The sequence below is a fragment of the Chitinimonas lacunae genome (assembly GCF_042650885.1).
Taxonomy (GTDB): Bacteria; Pseudomonadota; Gammaproteobacteria; order Burkholderiales; family Chitinimonadaceae; genus Chitinimonas_A; species Chitinimonas_A lacunae.
This window is the reverse complement of the sequence record NZ_JBHSBU010000001.1, coordinates 1,369,615-1,387,641: the sequence shown is the minus strand read 5'-3', so window position 1 is coordinate 1,387,641 and position 18,027 is coordinate 1,369,615. Positions and strand designations below refer to the sequence as shown.

Genomic DNA, 18,027 nt, shown 5'->3' with positions numbered 1-18,027 from the left:
AGAGGCTAGACCATGTTTGGATTCAGCAAGAAGGACCCGTTCGATACCGTCGTCTGCAAAGGCCGTAAGCTCGAAGGTCAGAGCGGTCGGGCACTGGTGGTGGCAGGGCTCGATATGCAGGAATTGATGAAACGTATCGATGCCTCGGCGCATTGCTCCCGCATCGTCTTCGGCGCCATCTACCAGCGCGCCGGCACCTTGATGGCGGAAAACAAGATCGAGGAACAGAGCTATTCCGCCCGCTACGACCGGATGACCAAGACACTGGGCATCGCCCTGCACCAAGGCTATATGCGGCAGACGCTGGTGCTGTCGACCACCGAACCGGTGCCGCTTGCTGCGGAGCTGGGCCTCAGCCTCGAAGGCGTGGGAGTGAGCTGAGCGGCAAAGAAGCGTCCGTCTTGGTGCTGGCCGCGATGGTCCGCTGAGCCTGACAGACCGGAGTGTCCTGCTCTCGACTGACTTTCCACAGCGCATCGAGGCCGTTCGTTGAACTGCAGGTGAGGCGCCGTCTTCCTATCCGGGAGAACCACAGCGAAGACGGAGACCATGGCGCGTCATGCCGCGTTGCGGCTGACGCGCCATCTGTTTTGGCAGGCTGGAGCCCGAAGCGGCGAGGAGGGTTCCCTGTGTCCGGAACCGGTCCCGGCCCTGCATGGAATCCGCTGTCAGCTTGCCATGGCAAAACGCACTTCGATCAAGCTGCCATGGCCATTGCTGTGGACCTTGAGTGTCCAGCCAAAGCGCTCGCAAAGCCGCTGGACCAGCGCAAGGCCGATGCCGAGACCTGGGCTGTCCGGGCCTTTGGCGCCTTCCTCGCCCAGGCGGGCCAGCACTTCGGGCGGGATGCCGGGGCCGCTGTCACGGACGCGCAGGGCATCGTCGACCCGGTCGATCACCACTTGCCCCGCGGCGGTGTAGAGGAAGGCGTTGTAGATCAGGTTGCCCAGCAGGATATCGAGTGCGCCGGCCGGGGCGGACACGGTCCAGCCCGGCAGCAGGCTCACCTCGACTTCGACCGGCTTGTTGCTCAGCAGATGGGCATGACGCAGCACCACCGTTTCGGCAAGTGCGGCCAGATCGACCGGTTGCGGCGGCAGTCTCTCCTCGCGCGCCAAGGCGAGCAGGGTGGCGACGGTCAGCTCGGCCTGGGCGGCGCTTTCCTGGAGTCGCTGCAGTTGGGCGCGGCCGTTGGCGTCGAGCGGCTGGCGTTGCAACAGCTCGGCGGCGTGGCGGATCACGGTGAGCGGCGTTCGCAGCTCATGGCTGACATCGCGGGTAAAGCGGGTTTCGCGCTCGATAAAGCCACGGATGCGTTGCAGGCTCTGCGCCAGGCCTTGGGCCAACACGCCGATTTCATTATTGGGATAACCCTCATCGAGCCGCGCCGGCAGGGCTTCGGGCCGCAGGCGCTTGACCTGGGCGGCCAGCCGGTCGAGGGGGCGCAGCTGATGGCTGATCCACCAGCCGCCAGGCAGCAGGGTCAGCAATAGGATGGTCAGGCTGGAATAGAGCAGAAAACGCAGCATCGGGCCGCGCTGGGTACGCACCACCAGCTCGCTGCTGACCTCGCTGACCAGCCAGCCGCCCTGGGGCAGCCGTAGCGCGTGGTAGTGGCGGTCGCCTTGACCGGCGAATTCCTCCCGTGCGGGATCGGCGACCAGTATCCGCGCCAGTTCGGGCGGCAACGCGGCGGCGTTGCGGTAGTGGCGGACCGAGGGGAGGCGCGGGGACAGGCCGCCCGAGGCGAGGTGGCGGGCTTCGTCTTCGAGCCGGCGCCGGAACAGGGCGTCCTCGACCGTATAGCTGGCCATAAACAGATAAAGGCCGTGAAGTGCACATAACAGCAGCGCAAACACGGCACCTGCGAGGGCAAAGCGGCGGCCGAGCCGGTGTGGTCGCTTCACCGGTCGGCTTCCAGCCTGAAACCCACGCCATGCAAGGTGCGCAGCATGGGCGTGACAGCGCCGCCGTCGAGTGCCTGGCGCAGTGCATAGACATGGCTGCGCAGCGCATCGCTGTCGGGGGCGTGGTCGCCCCATAGCCGGTGCAGCAGTTCGGAGCGGGTGACGACGGCAGGATGGGCCTCGACCAGACATTGCAGCAGATCGTAAGCCTTGGGCGACAGGCTGAGCGGCCGGCCGTCGCGTTCGGCATGGCGGCGGACACAGTCAAGCGTCAGGCTGCCGATGCTGAGGCGGGTCGGGCGGTGCAGCCGGGGACGGCGGCCCAGCGCCTGGCAGCGTGCTTCGAGTTCGGCCAGGGCAAACGGCTTGGTCAGATAGTCGTCGGCCCCTTCGGCAAAGCCCTGCAGCTTGTCTTCAAGCGTATCGCGGGCAGTCAGCATCAGGACGGGCAAATGGTGGCTGGCCTGCTCGCGCACGGTGCGGCAGACCTGCCAACCGTCGAGGCCGGGCAATTGGACATCGAGAATCAACAGGTCGTAGCGGCCGGCCAGCGCCAGGGCAAGGCCCTGACGGCCGTGGCCGGCGTGGTCGACCGCGCAGCCGGCTGCTTCGAGATGGTCGATGATATTGGCCGCCAGGGCGGCGTGGTCCTCGATCAGCAGGATGCGCAGCGGATTCATCGGCTCGCCGTCTCCAGTTCGGCCAGGGCCTGTTTCAATTCGGGGGCGGACGGATGGCGCCCGCTGGCTTGCTCGAGCAGTTGCCGGGCCGCTTCGCTGCGACCGAGCTTGCGCAGCGTCTCGGCCCGCGCCAGATCGAGCCGTGGATGGCTGAAATAGGGCGCTGCCAGCGTCATCAGATGGAGCGCCGTCTCCAGCTCGGCCGACCCGTTGGCCCCCTTGGCCAGCCGGGTGCCGTAGAGCGCGATCAGCCTGGGCTGGAAACGGTTCGGCTCGGCGGCGAGTTCGCGTTCGGCCTCGGGGCGCTGTGCCGGGACCAGCAAACGGCCGAGCAGCCGCAGCGTCAGTTCATCGCTACCGATCTGGCGCGGCTTGGGCTCGCGGCCCAGCGCCCGCAGCATAGCCTCGACCAGCGGTGCGGTCGAGAAGGGATTCTGGCCGCTGAACAGCCGCTCGTCGCGTGTCACATGGATCAGCATCGGCGGCGCCGCCTCGAAGCGGGCACCCTGCTCGCGCAGACGGTCTTCCAGCACAAAGGGATAACGCTTCGACCAGTCGGGGTTGAACAGCCGCTCCTCCTCGCGGCTAAAGCTGTTGACCGCCCGCCCGGCGATCAGCGGCCGACCGTCGGCCTGCTTCACTCCCAGCAATGCCGCCGCACCATGGCAGACGGTGCCAAGGACGCCACCGCCCTGGTAATGGCGGGCCAGCAGCTTGTGCAGCGGGTCGGCGCCGGGCAGGTCGAACATCGCTCCTTTGCCACCGATCACCAGCACGGCGGCGTAATCGGCAGGATTGAGCTGCTCAGGCTGGCGCGTGTTCCTGAGCTGAGTCATGGCCTCGGGCGCAGCCAGCAGCCGGGCGGTGGGAGGGGCCTCGGCTTCATAGCGGTCGGGTATCGCTTCGCCGCCACTGGGGCTGGCTACCTGGACTTCGTAGCCATGATCGCGAAACAGCCAGTAGGCCTGGGCATATTCCGCCATGTCGAAGCCGGCCGGCTTTTCGGTCGAGACCCTGCCATGACTCGATACCACCAACAGCACCTTGTCGGCGGCAGCCACGCTGGCGGTACTCCATAGCAGGCTGGCCGCCAGGGCCAGCCGAACAATGCGGGAACGGTTCATTGCGGTTCTCCTGGTTGGGATGAGCGCAGTGTGGCCCCGCGGGCGTCAAGAAAACGTGAAGAGCGCAGTCAGGTGCGATGGCTGCGTCGGCCTGTCCGGGTTGCGCTGACTGGTCGCTCTGAGAAGGATGTGGACGCCAGGCAGGCGCCATGAATTCCTGCGAACGTTTCCGATGGGTGGCGCAGTGCAAAAGTGGATGACGCACTACAACGGAATAACAATGCTGCGCAGAATGGAACGAATGTTTCGTCCCCGTTACCTATGCGCTGTTCAACGCTTTATCAACAGGAAAACCTTGTCATGAGTGCTGCCTTCAATGCCCTGATCGAATCCCTGACCCGCGAATTGGGTTTCGAGTCCAGTGAAGGTCTGATCAGCCCGATCGAGCTGACTATCGACGATCTGCCCCTGACCATCGCCTATGACGCACGCAGTGCAGGCGACGATGTGCTGCTCTATGCCAGCCTCGGCACCGTGCCGGCCGAGCGCGAGTTGGAAGTTTATCGGGCCCTGCTCGAAGGCAATCTGCTGTGGTCGGCCACGGCCGATGCCACCATCGGCGTCAACTCCGCCACCCGCGAGGCGATGATCGCCTACCGCACCCCCATCGCCGGCCTTGATGGCGCCAACCTGGGCCGCCTGATCGGCTATTTCGGCCAGATCGCCCTCGAATGGCGAGCCTTTATCGCCGCCAGCGCTGAAGCGGCTGCCGCCCCGACTGCCATGCCCAGCATGGACATGCTGCGCGCCTGATCGGAGAATTTGCCATGACCACTTCTATCAATCTCCGCCAAGTTGCCGACTTCGGCATGGAAGTCGCGCAGCAGTCGCAGAATGTATCGAACAATTCGGGCAATCAGCAGCCTGCGCTCCAGACTGTCCAGTCGAGCGCCAATTCCCCGATTCCCAACAAGACCATCAGTCTCGCCCAGGCCCCCGACAATAAAGCCGGCTTTACCGAGTTGCAGACCGAATGCCGCGAGCGGCTGGCCAAGCGCGAGTTTGGGACGCTGGAAAATATCGGACGCAAGTTCGGTGCTGGCTGTCTGGCGATCCTGTCGGGCGCTGTCGGCCTGTGTACCCTGATCGGTACGGCGATCGTCACCCCGCTGGCACTGCCGGTAGCTGCCTTGCGTGATGCGTTCTCCAGCCGCTGGGGTGATCTCAAGGTGGCGCGCGAACAGGCCCAGGCGCTGCGTGACAATCTGGGGGCTCCACCGCCGCAGGGTGGCGTGCTGCGCCAGCACATCACCTTCAAATCACCCGATGGCCCGCGTGAGGCCTCGGTCAGCGATCTGATGAACGTCTACCGCGCCCGCCTGGGCAGCCCGGTCAGCCAGGCCGAGATGCACACCTATATCAATATGGGCGAGAAGCTGGTCAAGGCGCTGCAAAGCCAGCCGGACTACACCGGTGGCCCGATCGAGGTCGATGGCCATATGGTGTCGCCGAATCTCGACACCACCCGGGCCATTTCGTGGTATCTGCAAGCCAAGGCACTGGCCGACAATGCCTCGCCCGAGGTCGAACCGGCTTTCCTGAACCGTGGCAGCATGGTGATGGATGACCCGGGCAACAAGCTGTACAACTTCATGAACAGTGCGCCTAATACCTATGGCCGCGCCTCCACCCACTTCAACGAACGCAGCTCCTCACCGCAGGCCGGTCTGTTCAACGCCGGTCTGGCCGGTATGGTGGCTGGTGTGGCGAGCGGCCAGGGCGCGCAGCGCGGCATGGAGGATTTCGACAACCGCATGCCCTCGGGCAAGGGCTGTCTGGTGTTCGACAAGATCAATTCGATCCAGCAAGGCGGCACGCCGCGCTTATTCATGAAGTGGGAATCGGTCGGGATGCCCACGGTGCTTGGGCGTGGCACCCATGCCGATGCCGAATCGGGCTGGACCGACAAGGTTCTGAACCGCGCGGCGGCGAACTTCCGCTGTCTGGGGCATGCCAACAACTTCTTCCATTCCCTGATCGAACACAAGCCCAAAGCGGGCGAGCCGGGCATTGCCATCGATAAGGGACCGGCTGTGCCGCTGTTCAACAGCTACAAGCAGGTGCTGGAACAGGCCAAGACCGATCTCGGCCACAATCAGGCCTGGGTCGAGCAGACGCTCAAGGACAGCAAGAAGCACGGCCTCGCCCATATGGAGCGCACCCTGCAAGGCTTGCAGGCACAATACGCCGATCTGCAGGGCGTGCTGTACTCGCATGAGCGGATGGAGTGGTACAGCCATCGAGGCGATATCAGCAGCACGCTGCGCCAACTCAATGATTTCAAACTGGAAATGGGCGTCGATCTTGGGCTCGACACCCCCGATTGGGGCGTGCACCGCGAGGCCGTCAACAAGGGCCAGCCCAAGCCGCTGTTCGAGGAATACAAAACCATGCTGAGCGACGTCGGCACCCACCTCAACAAACCCGATAACTGGGCCGAGGTGGTTGCCCACGACACCAAGCATTTCGGTCTGGCCCATATGACCGATGTCCTGCACAACCTGCGCACCCAGTACGAAGGGCCAAAACCCAACGACGTCAGAAACACCATCTGGCAGGAACAGGGACTCAAGGTCAACGATCTACTGGACCGGGTCGATACCTTTACCGAACAGCAAGGGATCGGCAGCAACGAGCGGCGCGGCGTGGAAGTCCATGTGCGGCAGCCGTGGGCGGGCGATCAATACTGATCGGTTCGAGCCATCGACGAAACGGGCGCCTGCGGGCGCCCGTTTTTCATGGCAGCGTCCTCGCTGCGTCCGACGGCTTTGCTCTCACAGCAGACGATCCGGTCAAGCGTTCAAGTGGACCGGGTGGCGGAGGAGGCAAAAATGGAATTATTATTTATTTTTGTTTAATTTCGGCTATCTGTATAGCAGATGATTTTCCTGAAATTTTCATTTCTCTGCAAACGGTGCTCTCCTGTGCCGGTTGCGCCTATTGAACCGGGCGCAGGGGAATCTGCGCTTTTCCGCTCAACAAGCGATCGATGGCCGCTTCCGCCAGCTCCGGTCCCAGCTTCTCCAGACAGTCGAAATGCTTGAGCGGACAGACCCGTTCAAAGCACGGGCTGCAATCGAGGTCGAGCGAGACGATTTCGGCCCGGTCGGACAAGGGCGGGGTGTAATCGGGGCTCGATGAGCCAAACAGCGCCACCAGCGGGCGCTGCAAGGCAGCGGCCACATGCATCAGGCCCGAATCGTTGGTGATGACCAAGTCGGCGAGCGACAGCAGATCGATGGCCTGGGCCAGGGTGGTGCGGCCGGCCAGATCAGTCGGACTGGCGCCGGACAGCTCGACGATACGGGCAGTTTCTTCGCGGTCCTTGGTCGAGCCAAACAGCCAGACCTGGAAACCGCGCGCCTCCAGACGGCGGGCCAGCTCGGCCACATGCCGGGCCGGCCAGCGCTTGGCCGGGCCGTATTCGGCGCCGGGGCAGAAGGCAGCGATCGGTCGGTCGGTGGCAAGACCGAAGCTCGCCAGGGCGCGGGTGCGGCTGGCCGGGTCGATTTGCAAGGCGGGGTAGGGCAGCGGACGCGGCAGCGTGGCGTCGCGCGGCTCGGCCAACAGGGCGAAACGGTCGACCAGCAGTGGATAGGCACTGGCATCGAGCTGACGCACATCGTTGAGCAGGCCATAACGCGATTCGCCGACAAAACCGGTCCGCTGGCCGATACCGGCAAACCAGGGCAGCAGTGCCGATTTAAGGGAATTCGGCAGCACGATGACCTGTTCAAAGCGGCCCCGCAGCGAGCGGCCCATGCGCCAGCGCTGACCGAGCCGCAACTGGCCATGGCCGAACGGGTTGTCGAGCGTGGCGTCGACTTCGGGCATACGCTCGAACAGCGGCAGGGTCCAGGCCGGGGCGAATACGGTCAAATGGCTGTCGGGACGGTATTCCTTGAGCCGCCGCAACAGCGGCTGGGCCATGACGCAGTCGCCGACCCAGGATGGGGCGACAACGAGAAGACGGTCGGTCATGCGTGTCTCGCGCAGTGTACGGGGCGCAGGAAATCCCTGCCGCGCCGGCCCGGGCGAACCCGGGAAATGCCGGGCAGGCAGCGCTGCCACGGTGGAAACAAAACAAAGGCCCGCCGCGCGGGCGGCGGGCCGGGACGAGGGCCGGACGGCTCAATGGTGGCCGACCGGTCCGCCCTTGAGCACATAACGGGTGCCACAGTACGGGCACAGCGCTTCGCCACTGTTCTCGATCGGCAGGAAAACGCGCGGATGGGCGTTCCACTTCAGCATATCGGGCATCGGGCAGTGCAAGGGCAGGTCCTTGGCTTCAACCTCGATATGGCGCTGGGTGTTCTCTTTGAGTTGGCTCATGGTGATGCAACCTACGGCTGTTCGGTAAAAAGGAAAATCAGGCCAGGGTCAGCCAGTCGGCCCGCCGCTCATCCTCGCCCTTGACGCAGGCGAAGTACATCGCCTGCAGGCGCTCGGTGATCGGACCGCGTCCGCCAGCGCCGATCTGGCGGCCGTCGAGTTCGCGGATCGGGGTGACTTCGGCGGCCGTGCCGGTGAAGAAGGCTTCATCGGCGATATAGACCTCATCGCGGGTGATACGCTTCTCGATCACCGGCAGGCCCAGTTCGGCCGCCAGATGGAAAATGGTGTTGCGGGTAATGCCGTCAAGGCAGGAAGTCAGGTCAGGTGTATAGAGCTTGCCGTCGCGGACCAGGAAGATGTTCTCGCCCGAACCTTCGGCCACATAACCTTCGACATCGAGCAGCAGCGCTTCTTCGTAGCCGTCGCGAGTGGCCTCGGTATTGGCGAGGATCGAATTCATATAGTTGCCGTTCGCCTTGGCCTTGCACATGGTCACATTGACATGGTGGCGGGTGAACGAGGAAGTCTTGACCCGGATGCCCTTTTCCAGCCCTTCGCTGCCCAGATAAGCTCCCCAGGGCCAGGCGGCCACGATAACGTGGACATCGTTCTCGGGCGGCGCCACGCCGAGCTTGCCCGAACCGTAGAAGGCCATCGGGCGCAGATAACAGGAACTGAGCTTGTTTTCGCGGACCACGGCACGTTGGGCTTCATTGAGCTCGTCGTGGCCGAAAGGCAGTTTCATGCCGAGGATATGCGCCGAGCGCAGCAGGCGCTTGGTATGGTCCTGCAAGCGGAACAGCGCTGCGCCACGCGAGGTTTCGTAGGCGCGGACGCCTTCAAAGACGCCCATGCCGTAATGGAGGGTATGGGTGAGGACGTGGGTGGTGGCCTCGCGCCAGGGCACCAGCTTGCCGTCGTACCAGATGACGCCGTCACGGTCTGCCATCGACATGGTGGTCTCCAGAATGAATTGTTGTAAGCGCGCTATTCTAGCGGCTTAGCCGCTTCCGCGCAGCCGGCACTTGGCTACACTGCTGTCTTCTTCCACTAGACGACCGGTCCTTGCCGCCATGAAGCTCGCCTACGCCTGCATCCTGATTTCGGCCTGCATGCCCTACGTGTGGATCACGCTGACCAAGGCCACGATCCGCTACAACAACCGCACGCCGCGCGCCCAGCAAGAAGGGCTGACCGGCTGGCGCCAGCGTGCCTATTGGGCACAGATGAACAGCTTCGAGGCGTTCGCGCCGTTCGCGGCGGCGGTGCTGGTGGCGATCCAGGCGGGCGTCGCGGCCGATACTGTTGACGCCTTGGCTCTGACCTTCGTGGTGGCGCGGGCGCTCTACGGCGTCTGCTACATCAAGGACTGGCACGTCGCCCGTTCGCTGGTCTGGTTCGTCGGCATCGGCGTCGTGGTCGCCTTGTTCGTCCTGGCGCTGTCGCGCTGAGGCGGTGCTTCCCGACCGCTGTTCGCTTTGCCGTGGTGGTCCTTTCTTTTTATATGGGGGGTGCAGATTCATGGGGTTATCGATGACAGCAATTCATGACGCCGCTCGGCAAGGTTATTCCAACGAAGCCAAATCCTATGAAAGTGGTCGGCCGGAGTATCCCGGCGAGCTGCAAAGCTGGCTTAGCGATGCGCTCGCGATCGGGGCCGGCACGACCGTGCTCGATCTAGGCGCGGGCACCGGCAAATTCAGCCAGCGGCTGGTCCGGACGGGCGCCGCCGTCGTCGCGGTCGAACCGGTCGCGGCAATGCGCGAACGGCTGGCCGCCAAGCTGCCGACGGTCACGGCATTGCCGGGCACCGCCGAACGGATGCCGGTGGAGACGGGCAGCGCCGACGTGGTGATCTGCGCCCAAGCCTTCCATTGGTTCGCGACGGACGCGGCGCTGCAGGAGATCCATCGCGTGTTGCGTCCCGGCGGCCAACTGGGCCTGGTCTGGAACGTCCGCGACGAATCGGTCGACTGGGTCGCCGCCATCACCGAGATCATCACGCCATACGAGGGCGACGCGCCGCGTTTCTACAAGGGCGATTGGCGCCGGCCGTTCGGCGAGGCATCGTTCGGCAGGCGCGGTTTTTCTCCGCTGCAAAGCAATGTCTTCGTTCATCACCACCTCGGTGGCCCGGAGCTGGTGATCATTGACCGCTTCCTGTCGGTCAGCTTTATCGCCGCCTTGCCGGACGCGGAAAAGGCCCGGGTAAAGGCGCAGTTGCAAACACTGATCGATACCCATCCGGCGCTGCGTGGCCGGGACAGCGTGGCGTTTCCCTACCGGACCGAGGCGTATCGTTGCGCCCGGCTCGATATTTGAAGAGCGACAGAGGGTCGCAAGCCACATGGTGGCAGCATTGGTGCGGGTCGGGCTGCTCCGGTTGAGCGAGCGACCCGAGTCGAGGGGCTTGGCCCTGGGGCCGAGGCTGCATTGGGTCGGGCGTGCAATCGCTGGCACGGGAGCGGCTTCGGGCCGCTCCCGTCGTTTCTAGACCTTGAACTGCGCAAACAGGCTGCGGATCGCGCCGGCCAGCTCATTGAGGTTATGGAGCGTCGTCGTCACCGACTGCAAGGCTTCATCGCTGGCATGCAACTGATTGGTGACGCGCTCGGTATTCTGCGCCATCAAGGTGGCGGCCTGGTGCTGTTCGCTGGTCGAGTGGGCGATCTCGCGCATATTGTTGACCACCTGATCCATCGAGGCCTGGATCTGGGCGATGCTCTGGGCCGTTTCATGCGCCAGGCCGGCGCCGGCTTCGACGGCGCTGAGGGTGCGGCCCATATTGGCGCTGGCGCTCTGTGTGGCGTCGCGCATCCCGGTGATCATGCCGGTGATCTGCAAGGTGGCCTGTCCAGTCCGTTCGGCCAGCTTGCGCACTTCGTCCGCGACCACGGCAAAGCCGCGTCCCATCTCACCGGCCCGGGCCGCTTCGATGGCGGCGTTGAGGGCCAGCAGATTGGTCTGATCGGCGATTTCCTTGATCACCTGCACAATGCCGCCGATCTCATTGGCGCGCTGATTGACTTCGCCAAACAGGCTGGCCAGTTCGCGCACGGCCTGGGCCGATTTGCCGATTTCGGCCGAGACCCGCTCGATGCTGGCCGCACCTTCGGTCGATAGCTGGCCGGTGCTGTCCACCTGACGATTGGCCTGATTGGCGTATTCGGCGATATGGGCAATGCTGGTGGTCAATTGTTCGATGGCGGCGCCATTGCTGGCGCCATGGTCGGCCAGTACGCGCGAATCCTGCGCCATGCGGCGGGTAATGCCGGCAATATCGTTAACCCCGCCGGTGAGCTGCGCCGCTTCGCTCTGCACGGCGACGAACATCTGACGCAGCTGTTCCTGGAATTGATTGAAAGCCTGCGCCGTCTGGGCAATTTCGTCGTGGCCGTGGACGTCGATCCGCCGGGTCAGATCACCACCGCCGCTGGCAATCGCGCGCATGGCGTCGCGGATACGCAGCAGGCCGCTCAGCATCCGGCCGATCAATACCGCCGACAGCGGAATCACCAGCAGCAACAGCCCTACCACCAGAATCACCGAGAAAGTCAGCAGACGCCCAAGCGGCGCCAGCGCCGACTGGCGGTCGATCACCACGGCCAGATACCAGCCGGTGGTCGGAATGCGCTTAAAACGCACAAACTTGCCGGCGCCATCGATGGTGGTTTCGACCATCACATCACCCTCGGCCCACTGTTTGATCCGGGTCGCTTCGAGTTCCGTCCCAAGCTCGCTGGCCGGTTTCATCAGCCGGGCTTCATTGGCATGGACCAGCACCTTGCCCTGGCCATCGACGATAAAGGCATAGCCCTGATGCGCCAGCCGGGCACTGAGGACGCTGGCGACCAGCCCGTCCATGAACACATCGGCAGCCACCACGGCAGTCACGGGTGTGCCGGCCGGGCTGGCCAGCGACAACACCAGCTTCTTGGTGGCGGCGTCGCTATAGGGTTCGGTGATGATGGTCTTGCCGGCGCTGACGGCCTGCTGATACCACGGCCGCGAAGTCGGGTCGTAGTCGGCCGGCAGGTTCTGCGGTTTGGAGAAGATGATGCGGCGGTCAGGGTAGCCAATATAGGTCGTATCAAAACTGCTGGTATTGGCGATCATCTGGAGGTAAGGCAGCGGATCGCTCTGTGTGGCCGCTGCCCCCAGGGCGGTGACGATCTGGGCCTTGCCGGTCAGCCAGTCGTCCACCGTCTTGGCATAGGCATTGGCCGCCTCGCTGGTCTGGCCTTGCAGGGATTCGAATAGATCGGTACGTAGACGCTGATAGGCGACGATGGTGAGAACGATGGCGGTCAAAGCGACCAGGGCGGATACGGCGACGATCAGCTTGCTGCGCAAGGACTGCATGCTTCCTCCGAATGCGCGGGTTCATACCAGCGAGGCGGTGCCGCTTCGCATACTTTTACAAGCATAGGCGAGCTTGCACGCTACGCCAGATTATCTATGCAAGTCTTTTGGAAACTTTTAGGAAAACGCTTTGCAAGACCTATCGCGGTATTCAATGAAAAAAACATGATTCTTGCAAAGAGCGATTCGAATACGCCGCGAAAGCGCGATTGCTGTGCCGCTGTCAACGCCTCTCATGTCTGGCAAAAACCGTTGTCCTCGGGGAGACGGACATGGAGCGGAGCCGGGGAAAAAGGGCTAGTTGAGCCAAGTGGAAATAATTGGGAAGCTTCAGTGCTGTATGCATAGATGTTTAGGGAGAATTTTGACCGATTCCTGCCAAAATTCTCTCGCAATCTCTGAGCTGGCGCTCACACCGGCTTCAAGCGACGGGCAAATTTCAGCATCGCCTTGCGCACCTTGGGAGCGACCACCATCTGACAGTAGGGCTGGAGCGGGTTGTCTTCGAAATAGCCCTGATGGTAGGTCTCCGCTGGATAGAACGTGCTGACCGGCACGACCTCGGTAACGATCGGGTCGGCAAAAGCGTGTTCAGCCTCCAGCGCGGCAATCGTGGCGCGGGCGGTTTTTTCTTGTTCGGGATCGTGGTGGAAGATCGCCGAGCGGTACTGGGTGCCGATGTCGTTGCCCTGGCGGTTCAGCGTGGTGGGGTCGTGGATGGCGAAGAAGATCTCAAGCAAGGTGGCGTAGTCGATCCGGGCCGGGTCGTAGTGGAGCTGCACGACTTCGGCGTGACCGGTGTCGCCATGGCAGACCTGCTTATAGGTCGGCTGATCGACCCGTCCGCCCATATAGCCGGACACCACACGCTGTATGCCTTCGATACGCGAAAACACGGCGTCGAGACACCAGAAACAGCCACCGGCCAGCGTGGCGATTTCCAGGTTTGCTCCAGGATTGCTGTTCGTTTGCATAGGGCCTCCAAGAATCTTGTGCATACCGCCATTGGGCCAGAAGCCTGGCTAAAAAATCCTGGGCGGAAAATCCGTCTGTCACGCTACCCTGACGCAGCCGGGAAGTCACCCCAGGCCGTGGAAACCGTGCTGCTGTCCGCCACCGGACAGCTTGCCAACTCGTCTGATTCAGCAAGAGGGCTAAATAGATAATGGCCGACGATTTTTTCAGCGAAGCCCAACAGAAAGCGCTGGCTTTGGCGCAGCAGTTCGACAGAGAGAGTCCTGTCACCATCACCGCAGTGGTTGGCGCAAGTGGCCCAAGCGGTGGGAAAGCCCCGGCAGAACAGGAATGGACGCTGCGGTTCGATCTGATTGCCTGGAAAGTCGATGACGGCCCTCTCCATCAAGGTCTCCTCAAGGTCTGCAAAAAGGTCGGCGATGCCGAGTTGCGGCAATTCCAACAGGCCCTCAAGCCGGAAAGCCTGATCCGGCTCACGGTCAAACTCGCTGAAGAAAATCCGTTCGGCACGCCGCAAGCCCTGCTGCTGAGTCTCGATGGCGAGGCACACGATGCGGCACTGCAAAGTGTGCTCGACGAGTATGTAAAGCCTTGTACGCTGGACGATCCCGATTTCGGCACCCTGATTCTCGACAGGCGCCTCGACTGGTTTGAAACCCAGGCTGATTGGCGGGGCCAGGCGGTAAAGCTGCGTATCGGCGTCGAAGACTTGTCGGAAACCGCCGCAGCCATCGCGACGGCCCGCACGCTATGGCGCGATATGGCAACCTGGAGCGAGCGGATTCGCCAATTTGCCGTCGAGTCGCTGTTGCCGTTGAAGAACGACAGTTGGCTCGATGATGACGAAGACGAGGTGACGGCGGCGGAATTCCTGCAAAAGATGGCATTGATCGCCATTACGGTATATCCGGATCAGCACTTTGAGTTCTGGCACCGTGATGGCGATTTGTTCTGGGGTCACGCCATCTTGGTATCTGGCTCGATCGAGGAGGGGCCGACGGAGGCGGATATTCCGGGGTAGGGGGTTTGGGCGCGGACGGGACGGTCGGCCGCTGGGCTGACCTGGCGTCCGGGGTGGAGTCAAAATGGTCGCGGGAAACGATCGAGGCTGCCCTGAAGAAGCACGCTCTTCAGGGCGTCCGCGACCTGGATTGCCCACCATGAACCGGCGTGGCCGGTCTGCCTGTAGGCGAGGCGGGGTAGTCTATTGCTCAGCCGACATAGCGGAAATGCGCCCGCTTCACATTGCAGAACAATTCGTAGGAGATGGTGCCGGCGGCCTGGGCCACTTCGTCGGCGGGCAGGCCTTCGCCCCATAGCCGCACCGGCGTGCCGACGCCGGCTTCGGGGAAATGTTCGAGATCGACTGCCAGCATATCCATCGATACCCGGCCGACCACCCGGCTGCGGCGGCCATCGATCAATACCGGCGTGCCGGTCTTGGCGGCACGGGGATAGCCATCGGCATAGCCGCAGGCAACAAGGCCGATCCGGCTGGCGCGCTCGGTAACAAAACGCGCGCCGTAACCGACGGCTTCGCCAGCGGACAGGCTTTGGACGGCGATGAGCTTGCTGTCGAGCTGCATCACCGGCAGCGGCGGCTCGGCCGGCATGCGGTCGAGCGAGGCGCCGCCGTAGAGCATGATGCCGGGCCGGGCCCAGTCGCCGCGTGCGGCTTGCCAACCGAGCACACCGCCTGAATTGGCCAGGCTGAGCGGACAGGGCAGACCGGCCACCGCAGCACGGAAGCGCTCGATCTGTTCCGTGGTGCTGGGGCAGTCAAGCTCATCGGCGCGGGCGAAATGGGTGGCCAGCACCACCGATTCGACCTTGCCGCTGGCGCAGACGCGGCGATGGATTTCATGGGCCTGCCCAAGCGGCAGACCAAGCCGATGCATGCCGCTGTCGAACTTGAGCCAGACCGAGGGCAGCGGTGCAGCGAGCTTGGCCTGTTCAAGCTGGGCCAGTTGCTCGGGGCAGTGCAGGGCGGTCCATAGCTGGTGCTGGACAATCAGCTCAAGTTCGGCCGGCTCGAACCAGCCTTCGAGCAGCAAGATAGGCTGGGTGATCCCAGCTTCGCGCAAGGTCAGGGCTTCCTCGATACAGGCGACGGCGAAACCGTCGGTCTGATCGGCCAGCGCCCGGGCGACGGCGACGGCGCCATGGCCATAGGCATTGGCCTTGACCGTTGCCAGCACCCGTCCACCGTGCAGGCGCCGCGCCAACTGATAATTGGCGCGCAAATGGTCGAGGCGAATGGTGGCGGTCAGCGGGCGGCTCATCGGGAACTCCGTCGGGAAAGCAGCGATTATGCAGGATCAAGCGGATGAAAAAAGCGAGCACGCCAGGGGAAGCGTGCCCGCCCAGGTTGGTGTTGCCGACACGGCCGGGGGAACGGCTGCGTAGAACGACACCAGAGGAGAAAACTCAGGACCAGGCCGGCGCTGTCTTGATCAAACGCGGGCCAGCCACGGTGCGGCCATAGCGGTCAAGGCCCAGACCATCGGTGCGGATGCCCGGTTGGCGGCCGGCGAGCTGGTCGGCCAGTACCTGACCGGAGCCGCAAGCCATGGTCCAGCCTAGCGTACCGTGGCCGATATTCAACGACAGGTTGGCATAGGGGGTGGCGCCGATAATCGGGGTACCGTCAGGCGTCATCGGCCGCAGGCCGGTCCAGAACGCCCCTTGTTTGGCGTCGCCACCTTGCGGGAACAGATCGGTGACCACCATCTCCAGCGTCTCGCGCCGGCGCGGGTTGAGCGACAGATCGTAGCCCATCAGTTCGGCCATGCCGCCGACCCGGATACGGTTGTCGAAGCGGGTCAGGGCAATCTTGTAGGTCTCGTCCATCACGGTCGAGACCGGTGCACCGGTCGGATCGCTGATCGGCACGGTCAGGGAGTAGCCCTTGACCGGATAGACCGGCAGCTTCAAATCGAGATCGAGCAGCAACTGGCGGCCATAACTACCCAGGGCAAGCACGAAATGATCGGCCGCCAGTCGCTCGCCGTCGACCTGGACGGCGTCGATCCGGCCGTTGCGGCCGGCAATGAGGCGCTCGATCTGCGCCTCGAAGCGGAACTCCACGCCCAGGGCGCGGCATTGCTCGGCGAGTCGGGTAGTGAACAGCTGGCAATCACCCGTCTCGTCGTTGGGGAGCCGTAGGCCGCCGGTCAGCTTGTGGCTGACCTTGGCCAGTGCGGGTTCGATCCGGCTGCATTGGGCCGGGTCGAGCAATTCATAGGGAACGCCGCAGGTTTGCAGGACGGCGATGTCCTTCTGGGCGGCGGCAAGCTGCTTGTCGGTACGAAAGACCTGGAGCGTGCCCAGACTGCGCTCTTCATAACCGAGGCCGATTTCGGCCCGCAGCGCGCGCAGGCAGTCGCGGCTGTATTCAGCCAGCCGCATCATTCTTTCCTTGTTGATGGCGTAGGCGGCTTCGTTGCAGTTGCTGAGCATCTGACCCAGCCATTGCAACTGGTGCAGGCTGCCATCGGGCCGCAGTGCCAGCGGGGCGTGGCGTTGGAACAGCCACTTGAGCGCCTTGAGCGGAATGCCGGGCGCGGCCCACGGCGCCGAATAACCAGGCGAGATCTGGCCGGCGTTGGCGAAGCTGGTTTCCAGCGCGACGCCGGGCTGGCGTTCCAGCACCGTCACCTTGGCGCCGGCTTTTGCCAGATAGTAGGCGCTGCTGACGCCGATCACACCGCCACCGAGAACCACGACCTTCATGCCGAATCCGCCAAGCCAGAGTTGAAACAGGAATGCCGCGCAGTGTAATGGGCTTGACCCAGCAAGTGTAGCTAAAGAATCCCTATCTTTTGGTGAAATCCACTACCATTTGACGATATGGTGTGAATGTTTCCTGCTGTGCTTGTTTCATGCCTTGCAAATCAACCCTTTGACGCCTGTGCCGTTTCCATGAAGCCACTCGACCGTACCGACCGCAAGATCCTGCGCCTGCTCCAGGCCAATGGCCGCCTGACCATCACCGAACTGGCCGAACGGGTCGGCCTCTCCACCACGCCTTGTTCCGAACGGGTCAAGCGGCTGGAGCGCGACGGGGTGATCGAAGGCTATTACGCCCGGATCAACCCACGCGCCGTCGATTGCAGCCAACTGGTGTTCGTCGAGCTGCGCCTGTCGGCCAAGTCGGCCGACATCTTCGACGCCTTCCGCCGCGAAGTGATGAAGCTGCCCAATGTGGTCGAATGCCATCTGGTATCGGGTGCGTTCGACTATCTGGTGAAAGCCCGTATTCCCGATATGTCGCAGTACCGCAAGCTGCTGGGCGATATCCTGCTCAATCTGCCCGGCGCGGCCGAGTCGCGCAGCTATGTGGTGATGGAGGAAGTGAAGGAGACGCTGGCCCTGCCGTTGGCGGAATAGGCCCAATGGCGGTTCGGGAGGCTGCCGAAATGGCGCGGTCGGCAGTGCAATTTTTTGTTGAGCGTCCCGATTGCTGTATTTACCACGCCCTATAGATTGGACGGATTGCCCAGGCCGATCCGTCCAATTTGCCGCAATAACGCTGATTTAAAGAAGATTTTTAAAAACAGTCTCTTTGCAAGAATGGATCTTGCAATTATTTGTCCTTTTATTTTCTCCTGTATTCGTCTCTGCTAATGCCTTTCCTGTGTCTAT

17 protein-coding genes are annotated in these 18,027 nt (G+C 63.1%); 7 read left to right on the top strand and 10 right to left on the bottom strand.

Annotated elements, in window-relative coordinates:
- Positions 1 to 12 precede the first annotated feature (12 nt).
- A complete protein-coding gene (locus ACFOW7_RS05915) occupies positions 13 to 381 on the top strand; it encodes a hypothetical protein (protein WP_378162066.1) in 369 nt (122 codons plus the stop codon).
- A 287-nt stretch (positions 382 to 668) separates the two neighbouring features.
- Here ACFOW7_RS05915 and ACFOW7_RS05910 read toward each other — a convergent pair whose 3' ends face one another.
- Genes ACFOW7_RS05910 through ACFOW7_RS05900 form a run of 3 tightly spaced genes read right to left on the bottom strand, consistent with a single transcriptional unit; the run spans position 669 to position 3,711 of the window.
- Positions 669 to 1,907, bottom strand: a complete 1,239-nt coding sequence (locus ACFOW7_RS05910; RefSeq protein ID WP_378162064.1) for a sensor histidine kinase — start codon at positions 1,905 to 1,907, stop codon at positions 669 to 671.
- Complete coding sequence (locus ACFOW7_RS05905; RefSeq protein ID WP_378162062.1) at positions 1,904 to 2,587, bottom strand: response regulator transcription factor; 684 nt, start codon at positions 2,585 to 2,587, stop codon at positions 1,904 to 1,906. The genes ACFOW7_RS05910 and ACFOW7_RS05905 overlap by 4 nt, the downstream gene beginning before the upstream one ends.
- Positions 2,584 to 3,711 carry a type 1 glutamine amidotransferase domain-containing protein gene (locus ACFOW7_RS05900; RefSeq protein WP_378162060.1) on the bottom strand — a complete coding sequence of 376 codons (1,128 nt, stop codon included), beginning with the start codon at positions 3,709 to 3,711 and terminating at the stop codon, positions 2,584 to 2,586. Before ACFOW7_RS05900 ends, ACFOW7_RS05905 begins: the two co-directional genes overlap by 4 nt.
- Positions 3,712 to 4,011: 300 nt before the next feature.
- Here ACFOW7_RS05900 and ACFOW7_RS05895 point away from each other — a divergent pair, with 300 nt between their 5' ends.
- Together ACFOW7_RS05895 and ACFOW7_RS05890 are read left to right on the top strand one after the other, a co-directional pair.
- On the top strand, positions 4,012 to 4,464 hold the full coding sequence (locus ACFOW7_RS05895; RefSeq protein ID WP_378162058.1) for a CesT family type III secretion system chaperone: 453 nt from the start codon (positions 4,012 to 4,014) through the stop codon (positions 4,462 to 4,464).
- Between the two features lie 14 nt (positions 4,465 to 4,478).
- The gene (locus tag ACFOW7_RS05890; protein WP_378162056.1) at positions 4,479 to 6,401 is read left to right on the top strand and encodes a hypothetical protein; all 1,923 of its coding nucleotides are present in this window, start codon (positions 4,479 to 4,481) and stop codon (positions 6,399 to 6,401) included.
- A gap of 247 nt (positions 6,402 to 6,648) precedes the next feature.
- On the opposite strand, the gene waaF is transcribed toward ACFOW7_RS05890, so the two are convergent.
- From waaF to ACFOW7_RS05875, 3 genes are all read right to left on the bottom strand, one after another.
- Positions 6,649 to 7,692 (bottom strand): lipopolysaccharide heptosyltransferase II, encoded by a 1,044-nt coding sequence (gene waaF, locus ACFOW7_RS05885; protein WP_378162054.1) that lies wholly within the window; start codon positions 7,690 to 7,692, stop codon positions 6,649 to 6,651.
- Positions 7,693 to 7,842: 150 nt separating this feature from the next.
- Positions 7,843 to 8,043 carry a zinc-finger domain-containing protein gene (locus ACFOW7_RS05880; RefSeq protein WP_378162051.1) on the bottom strand — a complete coding sequence of 67 codons (201 nt, stop codon included), beginning with the start codon at positions 8,041 to 8,043 and terminating at the stop codon, positions 7,843 to 7,845.
- A 37-nt stretch (positions 8,044 to 8,080) separates the two neighbouring features.
- Positions 8,081 to 9,001 (bottom strand): branched-chain amino acid transaminase, encoded by a 921-nt coding sequence (locus tag ACFOW7_RS05875; RefSeq protein WP_378162049.1) that lies wholly within the window; start codon positions 8,999 to 9,001, stop codon positions 8,081 to 8,083.
- Between the two features lie 118 nt (positions 9,002 to 9,119).
- On the opposite strand from ACFOW7_RS05875, the gene ACFOW7_RS05870 reads away from it, so the two are divergent.
- The gene (locus ACFOW7_RS05870; protein WP_378162048.1) at positions 9,120 to 9,497 is read left to right on the top strand and encodes an MAPEG family protein; all 378 of its coding nucleotides are present in this window, start codon (positions 9,120 to 9,122) and stop codon (positions 9,495 to 9,497) included.
- Between the two features lie 82 nt (positions 9,498 to 9,579).
- Positions 9,580 to 10,368 (top strand): class I SAM-dependent methyltransferase, encoded by a 789-nt coding sequence (locus ACFOW7_RS05865; protein WP_378162046.1) that lies wholly within the window; start codon positions 9,580 to 9,582, stop codon positions 10,366 to 10,368.
- A 168-nt stretch (positions 10,369 to 10,536) separates the two neighbouring features.
- Here ACFOW7_RS05865 and ACFOW7_RS05860 read toward each other — a convergent pair whose 3' ends face one another.
- Complete coding sequence (locus ACFOW7_RS05860) at positions 10,537 to 12,408, bottom strand: methyl-accepting chemotaxis protein (protein ID WP_378162044.1); 1,872 nt, start codon at positions 12,406 to 12,408, stop codon at positions 10,537 to 10,539.
- A gap of 410 nt (positions 12,409 to 12,818) precedes the next feature.
- Positions 12,819 to 13,382 (bottom strand): peptide-methionine (S)-S-oxide reductase MsrA, encoded by a 564-nt coding sequence (gene msrA / locus ACFOW7_RS05855; protein ID WP_378162042.1) that lies wholly within the window; start codon positions 13,380 to 13,382, stop codon positions 12,819 to 12,821.
- A 191-nt stretch (positions 13,383 to 13,573) separates the two neighbouring features.
- Between msrA and ACFOW7_RS05850 the strand changes: the two genes are divergently transcribed.
- Positions 13,574 to 14,404 (top strand): DUF2262 domain-containing protein, encoded by an 831-nt coding sequence (locus tag ACFOW7_RS05850; protein ID WP_378162040.1) that lies wholly within the window; start codon positions 13,574 to 13,576, stop codon positions 14,402 to 14,404.
- A gap of 190 nt (positions 14,405 to 14,594) precedes the next feature.
- On the opposite strand, the gene alr is transcribed toward ACFOW7_RS05850, so the two are convergent.
- Positions 14,595 to 15,665 carry an alanine racemase gene (gene alr, locus ACFOW7_RS05845; RefSeq protein ID WP_378162038.1) on the bottom strand — a complete coding sequence of 357 codons (1,071 nt, stop codon included), beginning with the start codon at positions 15,663 to 15,665 and terminating at the stop codon, positions 14,595 to 14,597.
- A gap of 145 nt (positions 15,666 to 15,810) precedes the next feature.
- Positions 15,811 to 17,115, bottom strand: a complete 1,305-nt coding sequence (locus ACFOW7_RS05840; RefSeq protein ID WP_378162036.1) for a D-amino acid dehydrogenase — start codon at positions 17,113 to 17,115, stop codon at positions 15,811 to 15,813.
- A gap of 189 nt (positions 17,116 to 17,304) precedes the next feature.
- On the opposite strand from ACFOW7_RS05840, the gene ACFOW7_RS05835 reads away from it, so the two are divergent.
- On the top strand, positions 17,305 to 17,772 hold the full coding sequence (locus ACFOW7_RS05835; RefSeq protein ID WP_378162034.1) for a winged helix-turn-helix transcriptional regulator: 468 nt from the start codon (positions 17,305 to 17,307) through the stop codon (positions 17,770 to 17,772).
- Positions 17,773 to 18,027 lie beyond the last annotated feature (255 nt).

What these genes read in the sequence shown, in the direction of transcription:
- ACFOW7_RS05880 (WP_378162051.1), bottom strand. Translation starts at nt 8,043, where the DNA reads ATGAGCCAACTCAAAGAGAACACCCAGCGCCATATCGAGGTTGAAGCC.
- msrA (WP_378162042.1), bottom strand. Translation starts at nt 13,382, where the DNA reads ATGCAAACGAACAGCAATCCTGGAGCAAACCTGGAAATCGCCACGCTG.
- ACFOW7_RS05870 (WP_378162048.1), top strand. Translation starts at nt 9,120, where the DNA reads ATGAAGCTCGCCTACGCCTGCATCCTGATTTCGGCCTGCATGCCCTAC.
- waaF (WP_378162054.1), bottom strand. Translation starts at nt 7,692, where the DNA reads ATGACCGACCGTCTTCTCGTTGTCGCCCCATCCTGGGTCGGCGACTGC.
- ACFOW7_RS05905 (WP_378162062.1), bottom strand. Translation starts at nt 2,587, where the DNA reads ATGAATCCGCTGCGCATCCTGCTGATCGAGGACCACGCCGCCCTGGCG.
- ACFOW7_RS05915 (WP_378162066.1), top strand. Translation starts at nt 13, where the DNA reads ATGTTTGGATTCAGCAAGAAGGACCCGTTCGATACCGTCGTCTGCAAA.
- ACFOW7_RS05900 (WP_378162060.1), bottom strand. Translation starts at nt 3,711, where the DNA reads ATGAACCGTTCCCGCATTGTTCGGCTGGCCCTGGCGGCCAGCCTGCTA.
- ACFOW7_RS05850 (WP_378162040.1), top strand. Translation starts at nt 13,574, where the DNA reads ATGGCCGACGATTTTTTCAGCGAAGCCCAACAGAAAGCGCTGGCTTTG.
- ACFOW7_RS05865 (WP_378162046.1), top strand. Translation starts at nt 9,580, where the DNA reads ATGACAGCAATTCATGACGCCGCTCGGCAAGGTTATTCCAACGAAGCC.
- ACFOW7_RS05895 (WP_378162058.1), top strand. Translation starts at nt 4,012, where the DNA reads ATGAGTGCTGCCTTCAATGCCCTGATCGAATCCCTGACCCGCGAATTG.
- ACFOW7_RS05835 (WP_378162034.1), top strand. Translation starts at nt 17,305, where the DNA reads ATGAAGCCACTCGACCGTACCGACCGCAAGATCCTGCGCCTGCTCCAG.
- ACFOW7_RS05860 (WP_378162044.1), bottom strand. Translation starts at nt 12,408, where the DNA reads ATGCAGTCCTTGCGCAGCAAGCTGATCGTCGCCGTATCCGCCCTGGTC.
- ACFOW7_RS05840 (WP_378162036.1), bottom strand. Translation starts at nt 17,115, where the DNA reads ATGAAGGTCGTGGTTCTCGGTGGCGGTGTGATCGGCGTCAGCAGCGCC.
- ACFOW7_RS05875 (WP_378162049.1), bottom strand. Translation starts at nt 9,001, where the DNA reads ATGTCGATGGCAGACCGTGACGGCGTCATCTGGTACGACGGCAAGCTG.
- ACFOW7_RS05890 (WP_378162056.1), top strand. Translation starts at nt 4,479, where the DNA reads ATGACCACTTCTATCAATCTCCGCCAAGTTGCCGACTTCGGCATGGAA.
- alr (WP_378162038.1), bottom strand. Translation starts at nt 15,665, where the DNA reads ATGAGCCGCCCGCTGACCGCCACCATTCGCCTCGACCATTTGCGCGCC.